At 73.2% G+C, this 8448-nt stretch carries 9 protein-coding genes; 4 read left to right on the top strand and 5 right to left on the bottom strand.

What is annotated here, in order from left to right:
- Window positions 1–79 precede the first annotated feature (79 nt).
- From D0D28_RS34565 to D0D28_RS34555, 3 genes are read left to right on the top strand one after another with little or no spacing between them, the layout of a single operon-like run.
- Window positions 80–1024: a TAXI family TRAP transporter solute-binding subunit gene (locus D0D28_RS34565; protein WP_116115394.1), complete on the top strand. Its 945-nt coding sequence runs from the start codon at window positions 80–82 to the stop codon at window positions 1022–1024.
- Window positions 1025–1042: 18 nt separating this feature from the next.
- A complete protein-coding gene (locus D0D28_RS34560) occupies window positions 1043–1459 on the top strand; it encodes an acyl-CoA thioesterase (RefSeq protein ID WP_094002883.1) in 417 nt (138 codons plus the stop codon).
- A complete protein-coding gene (locus tag D0D28_RS34555; protein ID WP_116115392.1) occupies window positions 1456–2109 on the top strand; it encodes a class I SAM-dependent DNA methyltransferase in 654 nt (217 codons plus the stop codon). The genes D0D28_RS34560 and D0D28_RS34555 overlap by 4 nt, the downstream gene beginning before the upstream one ends.
- Here D0D28_RS34555 and D0D28_RS34550 read toward each other — a convergent pair.
- The gene (locus D0D28_RS34550) at window positions 2097–3692 is read right to left on the bottom strand and encodes an alkaline phosphatase D family protein (RefSeq protein ID WP_094002881.1); all 1596 of its coding nucleotides are present in this window, start codon (window positions 3690–3692) and stop codon (window positions 2097–2099) included. The genes D0D28_RS34555 and D0D28_RS34550 overlap by 13 nt on opposite strands.
- A 109-nt stretch (window positions 3693–3801) precedes the next feature.
- On the opposite strand from D0D28_RS34550, the gene D0D28_RS34545 reads away from it, so the two are divergent.
- Entirely contained in the window at window positions 3802–4266 is a 465-nt protein-coding gene (locus tag D0D28_RS34545) for a tRNA (cytidine(34)-2'-O)-methyltransferase (RefSeq protein ID WP_116115390.1), read from the top strand.
- Here D0D28_RS34545 and D0D28_RS34540 read toward each other — a convergent pair.
- The 4 genes from D0D28_RS34540 to D0D28_RS34525 form a co-directional block, all read right to left on the bottom strand.
- The gene (locus D0D28_RS34540) at window positions 4263–4664 is read right to left on the bottom strand and encodes a DUF2267 domain-containing protein (protein ID WP_116115388.1); all 402 of its coding nucleotides are present in this window, start codon (window positions 4662–4664) and stop codon (window positions 4263–4265) included. The two genes, D0D28_RS34545 and D0D28_RS34540, sit on opposite strands and share 4 nt — an antisense overlap.
- Window positions 4665–4846: 182 nt before the next feature.
- Window positions 4847–5827: a VWA domain-containing protein gene (locus tag D0D28_RS34535; protein WP_094002878.1), complete on the bottom strand. Its 981-nt coding sequence runs from the start codon at window positions 5825–5827 to the stop codon at window positions 4847–4849.
- Window positions 5824–6777, bottom strand: coding sequence for a DUF58 domain-containing protein (locus D0D28_RS34530; protein ID WP_116115386.1), 954 nt, complete (start codon window positions 6775–6777; stop codon window positions 5824–5826). Before D0D28_RS34530 ends, D0D28_RS34535 begins: the two co-directional genes overlap by 4 nt.
- Window positions 6777–7847 (bottom strand): AAA family ATPase, encoded by a 1071-nt coding sequence (locus D0D28_RS34525; RefSeq protein ID WP_116115381.1) that lies wholly within the window; start codon window positions 7845–7847, stop codon window positions 6777–6779. Before D0D28_RS34525 ends, D0D28_RS34530 begins: the two co-directional genes overlap by 1 nt.
- Window positions 7848–8448: the final 601 nt, after the last annotated feature.

The raw sequence follows: 8448 nt of genomic DNA, 5'->3' as shown, positions 1-8448 counted from the left end.
TCACCGAGCCTCGCCGCGACCTGCCCATCCCCCTCCCCCCCCACCACACCTCACCACTCGCCACGCCGGGGGTGCTGCCGTGACCACCCGCCGCAGCCTTCTCCGTGCCGGGGTCGCCGTCGTGGTGGCCGGGGCCGCTCTCCGCTCCGGTGCGCCGCCTCGGGCGGGTGGGCCCGTGGGGCGCCTCCGGATCGCCACGGGGGAGGAAGCCGGCTTCTACCTCGCGTTCGGGCAGCCCCTCGCCGCCGAGGTGAACGCCGCTTACCCCCGCCTGCACACCGTCGCGCTGCCGACCGAAGCCAGCGTCGCCAACCTGGAGATGCTCGACGCCGGCACGGCCGAACTCGCCCTCAGCCTCGGCGACATCGCGGGCGCCGCCACCACCGGGAATCCCCCGTTCGGCCGCCGCATCGAGCTGCGCGCGCTGGGCCGGGTCTACGAGAACTACCTGCAGCTCGCCGTCCGCGCCGGCTCCCCCATCACCTCCGTGGCCGGCCTCGCCGGGCGCACCGTCTCCCTCAGCGCACCCCGCTCCGGCGCCGCCGTGCTGGGTGACCGGCTCTTCGCCGCGGCCGGCGTCCCCATCGTCGCCCGGCACCTGCCGATGCTCGACGCCGGCGACGCACTCAAGACCGGCCGGATCGACGCGATGCTCGTCTCCGGCGGGGTCCCGCTGCCGGTGCTGTCCACACTGGACAGCGAGATCGGCATTCGCCTGCTGCCGCTGGCGCCCTACCTGCCGGCGTTGCGCGGCCCGGGCCAGGAAGCGGTGCGCGTGCCCGCCGGGGCCTACCGCTCCCCCGAGGTCGATACCATCGGCGTGGCGAGCCTGCTCGTGTGCCGCCCGGACCTGCCCGCCGACATCGCCGCCGCGATCACCCGCGTCCTGGTCCAGCGGGCGAGCCGCCTGGTGCCCGCGCAGGCCGTGGCGACCCAGTTCCTCGATGTACGTTCGCTGATCGGAACCGGTACCGTTCCCCTGCACCCCGGAGCCGTGGCGACCTACCGCGCGCTGCACGGCTGAGCGAGGAAGGAGCACCCGGTGACCCAGTCCCGCCCGCCGGTGGTGGCGATGCCGCTGCGCGTCCGCTTCCACGAGTGCGATCCGCAGGGAATCGTCTTCAACGCGCACTACCTGGCCTGGTTCGACATGGCCTCGTTCGAGTTCTTCAAGGCGCTCTTCGGCTCCTACGACGCGCTGCGCGAACGCCACGTCGACTGCGTGGTGGCCGAGTCGAACCTGCGCTACCGCGCGCCGAGCCGGTTCGACGAGGAGCTGGTCGTCGAGGTCGTGATCGACCACCTCGGCACGACCTCGATGATCCTGGCGTTCACCGTCCGCCGCGGCGACGACCTCGTCGCCACCGGCACCAACCGCTACGTGTTCGTCGACTCGCGCACCATGACCAAGGCCGCGCCTCCGGAGGACGTGCGCGCCAAGCTGCAGGCGCACACGTGACCGAACCCGGCTACCTCGGCGACACCCGCGCCGCCTACGACGTCATCGCCGGCGAGTTCGCCGAGTGGATCCGCGACGAACTGGCCACCAAGCCGCTCGACCGGGCGGTGCTCGCCGCGTTCGCCGAGCTGGCCGCCGGGCCGGTGGCCGACGTCGGCTGCGGGTCCGGCCGCATCACCGCCCACCTGCGGAGCCTCGGGGTGGACGCCTTCGGCATCGACCTGTCCCCGGAGATGATCGCCGTGGCGCGGCGCACCCACCCGGGCGTCCGGTTCGAGGTCGGCTCGATGACCGCGCTCGACCTGCCCGCGGGCAGCCTCGGCGGGCTGGTCGCCTGGTACTCGGTCATCCACGTCCCGCCCGCGGACCTGCCCGCGGTGCTGGCCGGGTTCCGCCGGGTCCTCGCCCCCGGCGGCTGGCTGCAGCTGGCTTTCGACGTCGGCGACGAACCCGTGCACCGCGACGAGGTCGGCGGGCACCGGGTGAGCCTGGACTTCCACCCGCGCCGCGTGGACCGGGTGGCCGCGCTGCTCACCGAAGCCGGGTTCGAGGTGCGCGCCCGGCTCGAGCGCGCACCCGACGACGCGGGGCCGTTCCCGGAAACGGCCCCTCAGGCGTTCGTCCTGGCCCGGCGGCCTCAGGCTTCCTGAACGCCGGGCCGGCGGTCCTCCACCACGAAGCTGGCGCGCGTGCTGATCGGCGCGCCCGGCTTCGTCACGTACGGCACCACCCGGAAGTCGCTGCGCCAGCGCTGCCGGTTGACGTTGACCCGCACGTAGCCGCGCTGGGCGTTGAAGAACTTCAGGTGCGGGTTGGCCGCCAGGAAGTTCTGCCCCTCGGTCGTCATGTCCGCGCCGTCGGCGCCGCTGGTGATCGAGGTGCCGACGAACTCGCTGCCCACCGTCGGCGAGCCCGGGTCGGCGTAGTCGCGCTTGAGGTCCCACGCGTAGTTCTGGTGCCGGTCACCGGTGATCACCACCAGGTTGCGCACGTCCCGGTCCTGCGCGGCGGCCAGCACCTTGTTGCGCTCGGCGACGTAGCCGTCCCACGGGTCGAGGAACACGTCCACCGGCGCGCCCGGGTCGCGGTCGGTCTGGCCCATCGGCGCCTGGTTGCCCAGCACCTGCCAGCGCGCCCGGGACTCCCGGAAGCCCTTGATCAGCCAGTCCCGCTGCGCCGGCCCGAGCAGGGTGCGCTCCGGGTCGAGCCGGTCGGTGCAGGTGGCCGAGGCGCCGTCGCCGCACGGCTGGTCGTCGCGGTACTGGCGGGTGTCCAGCATGGTGATCTCGGCCAGCTGTCCGTAGGACAGGCGCCGGTGCAGCCGCACGTTCGGGCCGGCGGGCATCTGCGTGTGCCGGTAGGGCAGGTTCTCGTAGTTGGCCTGGAACGCCTGCGCGCGCCGCTGCCGGAACACGGCCGGGTCCTGGTCGGGCTCGGTGTCGGCCTGGGAGATGTCGCCGGCCCAGTTGTTCTCGACCTCGTGGTCGTCGATGGTGTGGATCCACGGGAAGCGCGCGTGCGCGGCCTGCAGCGGCGCCTCCGCCTTGTACAGCGCGTACTGCAGCCGGTAGCGGGCCAGGTCGAAGGTCTCGGTCTTGAACTTGTCCTCGACCGTGACGCCGCGCTTGTTGCTGCCCACCCCGTACTCGTACAGGTAGTCGCCCAGGTGCACGACGAAGTCCAGGTCCTCGGCGGCCATGTGCTCGTAGGCGGTGAAGTAGCCGTCCTGCCAGGCCTGGCACGAGGCGAAGGCGAAGTTCAGCTCACGCGGCGAGGACCACAGCGCCGGGGCGGTGCGGGTGCGGCCGACCATCGAGATCTCGCCGCCGACGCGGAACCGGTAGAAGTACTCGTGGTCGGGCGCCAGGCCGGAGATCTCCGGGTGCACCGAGTGGCCCAGCTCGGGCGTGGCGATGGCGCTGCCGCGCCGCACCACCGCGCGGAACCGTTCGTCGTGGGCGACCTCGTACTCCACGCGCACCGGGGTGGCGGGCATGCCGCCGGCGCCGTCGGCGGCGAAGGGGTCCGGCGCGAGCCGGGTCCACAGCACGACCCCGTCGGGCGCCGGGTCGCCGGAGGCGACGCCGAGGGTGAACGGGTTGGTGCCCTTGACGGGGCTGGCGTAGGCATTCGCCGCCGTCCAGGCGCCGGTGCCGAGCAGCACCGCCGCGGCTCCCGCCCCGCTGAAGCCAAGGAACCGGCGGCGGGACAGGTGATTCGGGCGCACGACCATGTGGGGGTCCTCCTGTGGTGGGATGGGGAGCATCAGGATGCTCATGGCCGAACATGGCTGTCAGCATCCGGACGGGCGAACCACAGGTGAACGGAAACGATCAACTCCGATGTTCCGCATTCTCTTCTACCGGCCGGAGATCCCGCCCAACACGGGCAACGCGATCCGGCTCGCGGCCAACTCGGGCTGCCAGCTGCACCTCGTCGAGCCGCTGGGCTTCCGGTTCGAGGACAAGCACCTGCGCCGCGCCGGGCTGGACTACCACGACCTGGCCGACGTGCACGTGCACCCGGACCTGGACAGCGCGTGGCGGGCGCTGCTGCCGGCGAAGGTGTACGCGTTCAGCGCGAACGCCACCCGCTGGTACACCGACGTGGCGTACCAGCCGGGCGACGTGCTGATGTTCGGGCCCGAATCGTCCGGGTTGCCGCCCGAGGTGCGGGACGCCCCGGAGGTCACCGACCGCGTGCGCGTGCCGATGCGGCCGGGGGTGCGTTCGCTCAACCTCGCCAACACCGCGGCGATCGCGGTGTTCGAGGCGTGGCGGCAGCAGGGTTTCGCCGACGGGGTCTAACGGTGCTCGTCGGCCGGGGCGGTGGAGAGCAGGTCGTCGCGGTAGTCGGCGGGCAGCTGCTGGACGAGGTCGTCGAACTCGCCCTGGCTCACGCCCGCCTTGAGCGCCGCGACGACGGCCCGGGCGTGCTCGCGGGCGCCGTCCTGCGTGCAGCCGCGGCCTTCGGCGTCCATGACGCGCCGGTAGAACTCCTCCACCCCGAACGTGGCCCCCTCGCCGGTCTCGGGCAGCGCCTCCTTGATGCCGGCGGGCAGCTGCCCGCCGAGGTCGCCCGGCTCGCCGCCGGCCAGCCGCTGCCCCAGCACGGTCAGCGTGGCGCGGGTGGCGGCCGCGGCGTGCTCGGCGTCGGCCAGCCCCGCGATCCGGCGCACGGCGGCGACGATCTCGTGTTCCTTCATCACACCTCCCGGTGAACTCGTCCTCGGGAGGGCGCATACCCGGCCGTCACGGGCCTGACACGTCACCGGCCTGCGGCGGCGCCACCACCTCCAGTCCCCACGCCGCGGGAACGCGCTGATCGTCAGCCACGCGAACCGCGCGTTCGGTGTGTAGCCCGGTGCGGCGTCCCCGGACCGCGCGGCTACGGCAGGCGCTGCCCCACGAACAGCGACGTGCCCGCCGCGGCGACCAGGGCCAGCGTGCCGAGCAGGACCCACGGGCGGCTGGCGTCGGCCTCCTTCATCTCGTAGCCGATCTGCTCGCCGAGGTCGGCGTAGACCTCTTTGAGCTGCTCGGCCGAGCCGGCCTGGTAGAACTGCCCGTCGGACAGGCGCGCGACCTCCTGCAGCGACCCGTCGTCGACGTCCACCGGCACCTCGCGGCCGTCGATCTCGACCGTGCCGTGGCTGGTGCCGAACGAGATCGTGGAGATCGGCACCTGCTGCTTGCGCGCCTCCTGCGCGGCGGTGAACGCCCCGCGCGGCGCGTACAGGTCGTCCGGCACGGTCTGCTTGCCGTCGCTCATCAGCACGATCCGCGCCGGTGGCGGGCCGTCCGCGCCGCCGACCACCGCCGAGAACCCCTGGATCGATTGCAGCGCCGCGTAGATGCCCTCCCCGGTGGCGGTCGACTGGGCCAGCTTGAGGTTGTCGATCGCGCCGACCACGCTCTGCCGCTGCGTCGTCGGCGCCACCAGGACGGTCGCGGTGCCGGCGAAGGACACCAGTCCCAGGTTGATGCCGGGGGTGAGGCCCTGCGCGAACTGGATCGCCGCCTCCTGGGCGGCCTTGATGCGCGAGGGTCTGACGTCGGTGGCCTCCATCGACAACGACACGTCCACGACGAGCATCACGGTGGCCCGGTTGCGCGGCACCTTCTGCTCGGCGGTCGGCCCGGCCAGGCCGACGGTGAGCAGCAGCAGCGACACGATGATCAGCGCCGCGGGCACGTGCCGCGGCCAGCCCTGCGAGCGCGGGGCGATGCGGTCGAGCAGTTCCAGGTTGGAGAACCGCATGGTGCGCCGCCGCCGGGCGCGCTGCGCGAGCACGTAGCCGACGGCGACCGCGGCGACCACGAACAGCAGCAGGAACCACCAGGGCGCGCTGAATCCGGAGAGGCTCATGCGGCGCCTCCGCTCCACCGCCGCTTGCGGGCCACCACGAACCGGACGGTGTCGGCGATCCAGTCGGAATCCGTGCGCAGCACCAGGTGCGCCGCGCCGGCCTGCCGCAACGCCCGCGCCACCTGGTCGCGGTGCGCCTGCGCGGCGGCGGCGAACTCGCGGCGCAGCAGGGCCGAGGCCCGCACCTCGCGTTGCTTGCCGGTCTCCGGGTCGGCGAGCACGATCGTGCCCACCTCGGGCAGGTCGACGTCGCGGGGGTCGATCACCTCGATGCCGATCAGGTCGTGCCGCGCGGCCACCGCCCGCAGCGGCCGCTGCCACTCGGTGCCGCCGAGGAAGTCGGACACCACGACGACGAGCCCGCGGCGGCGCGGCGGGCGGCGCAGCTGCTCGATCATGGCGGCGAGGTCGCCGCGGGTGCCTTCGGCCGCGCGCGGCATCTCGGCGATCTTGCGCAGCAGGTTCCGGGCGTGCGCGCGGCCGCCCCGGGCGGGCACCCGCTCGGTCGTGGCGCCGTTGGAGAACACCGCGCCGAGCCGGTTGCCCCCGCCGCCGGTCAGGTGCACGATCGCGGCGACCGCGCACACCACCAGGTCGCGCTTCTCCGACAGCGCGGTGCCGAAGTCCAGGCTCGCGGACAGGTCGGCGGCGACCCAGGTCTCCAGCTCGCGATCGGCGACCGTCTCGCGGATGTGCGGTTCGGTGGTGCGGGCGGTGACGGCCCAGTCCATGCGGCGCACGTCGTCGCCCGGCTGGTAGGGCCGCGCCTCGCCCGGCTCCGAGCCGGGGCCCGGCACGAGGCCGAGGTGATTGCCCTGCAGCAGGCCGTCGAGCCGCCGGCGCACCTCGAGTTCGAGCATGCGCAGCCCGGCGTCGAGCCGTTCACCGCGGAGCACGGGCGGCGCCCACGCGGGCCGGGCGCCACCGTCGCCGGTGTGTCCCCTGGCCACTACCGCCCCGGGGTCCCGTTCGGCAGCGGCTGGGCCGGTCCGCCTTGCGGCCGGGCGGAGACCTGCGGCAGCGGCACGGTCTGCAGCACGCGGGTGATGATGTGGTCCAGCGGCACGGCGTCGGCGAGCGCGTCGTAGGACAGCACGAGCCGGTGCCGCAGCACGGCCGGCACGACGTCGACGACGTCCTGGGGCAGCACGTAGTCGCGGCCGCGGACGAGCGCGAGCGCGCGGGCCGCGGCGATGATGCCGAGGCTGGCGCGCGGCGAGGCGCCGTAGGACACCCAGCCGGCGACGTCGGTGAGGCCGTGCTCGGCCGGGGTGCGGGTGGCCAGCACCAGGCGCACGACGTAGTCGACGAGCGAGTGGTGCACGAACACCTTCGCGGCGACCTCCTGCAGCCGGACCAGCTCGGCCGGGCTGAGGACCTCGTGCGGTTCCGGGGGCGTGACGCCCATCCGGTAGATGATCTCGCGCTCCTCCTCGGCGGAGGGGTAGTCGACGATGATCTTGAACAGGAACCGGTCGCGCTGCGCTTCGGGCAGCGGGTAGACGCCCTCGTTCTCGATCGGGTTCTGGGTGGCGAGGACGAGGAACGGGTCGGGCATCGGGAAGGTCTTGCCGCCGATGGAGACGTGCCGCTCGGCCATCACCTCGAGCATCGCGGACTGCACCTTGGCGGGCGCGCGGTTGATCTCGTCGGCGAGCACGAAGTTGGCGACCACCGGGCCGAGCTCGACGTCGAACTTCTCGCTGCCCTGCCGGTAGATGCGGGTGCCGAGGATGTCGGCGGGCACCAGGTCGGGCGTGAACTGCACCCGGGAGAACGACCCGCCGACGACCCGGGCGAGGGTTTCCACCGCGAGGGTCTTGGCCACGCCCGGCACGCCCTCCAGGAGCAGGTGCCCCTTGGCCAGCAGGCCCACGAGGAGCCGCTCGACGAGCCTGTCCTGCCCGACGATCACCCGCTTGACCTCGAACACGGTGCGCTCCAGCAGCTGCGCGTCCCGCGCGGGGGTCGCGGACTGCTGTTGCCCGTTCGCGCCCTCCGGGTAGCGGGGCTCGGTCACGGTTCCCTCCTCGCTCACGTTCGGCCTCTCGCGCTGCGACCGTACTAGCCGGCCGGGCACGGGAAGTCGCCACGGTAGCCAAGCAGCTCAGCGGTGTGACGACTGTGAGCTCGCCCCGGCGCTCGCGCCCGGCCGCGTCATTGCCAGCTGTAGGGATCGTGGACGTTGCCGACGGTGCGGCCGGCGCGTCGGGGTGATCAAGGCGAAGACTCCGTGTGGGGGGCGGCGGTTGCTGGTTGAGCGTGTCGCGGCAGGGCAGCCGGTGGCACAGGTGGCGATGGGCGTGTCACGCGCGAGCGGGCAACAGTGGCTGCGCCGGTTTCCGGAGGAAGGCCGCATCCTGGCGCGTTGTCGAATGCCGGAGTGGGCGTGGCTCACGGCCGCGGCGGCGATCAGCACAAGGCCACCCGCCGCGCACCCCGCCCTCACCCGCGTCAACCTCGCGAAGCACCACGGCTAAGGGCTGTCTCGTAGCTGGTGTTGTGGTTGGTGGGGCTAGTGGTTGGGTCAGGCTGTGAGGATGATGTTGTGGAGGTTCGCGATTCCGGAGACGGTGTCGGCGAGCGTGCTTGCGGCGCGGCGGTAGTCTCGCAGGATTTTG

The sequence above is a fragment of the Amycolatopsis ruanii genome (assembly GCF_003385175.1).
GTDB classification, from domain to species: domain Bacteria; phylum Actinomycetota; class Actinomycetes; order Mycobacteriales; family Pseudonocardiaceae; genus Amycolatopsis_E; species Amycolatopsis_E thermalba.
The sequence above is the reverse complement of the archived record's forward strand: the minus strand, read 5'-3'. Positions and strand labels throughout refer to the sequence as shown.

Bases quoted from the DNA above. Each gene is read 5' to 3' on its own strand.
- D0D28_RS34550 (WP_094002881.1), bottom strand. From the start codon at position 3,692: ATGGTCGTGCGCCCGAATCACCTGTCCCGCCGCCGGTTCCTTGGCTTC.
- D0D28_RS34545 (WP_116115390.1), top strand. From the start codon at position 3,802: ATGTTCCGCATTCTCTTCTACCGGCCGGAGATCCCGCCCAACACGGGC.
- D0D28_RS34540 (WP_116115388.1), bottom strand. From the start codon at position 4,664: ATGAAGGAACACGAGATCGTCGCCGCCGTGCGCCGGATCGCGGGGCTG.
- D0D28_RS34535 (WP_094002878.1), bottom strand. From the start codon at position 5,827: ATGAGCCTCTCCGGATTCAGCGCGCCCTGGTGGTTCCTGCTGCTGTTC.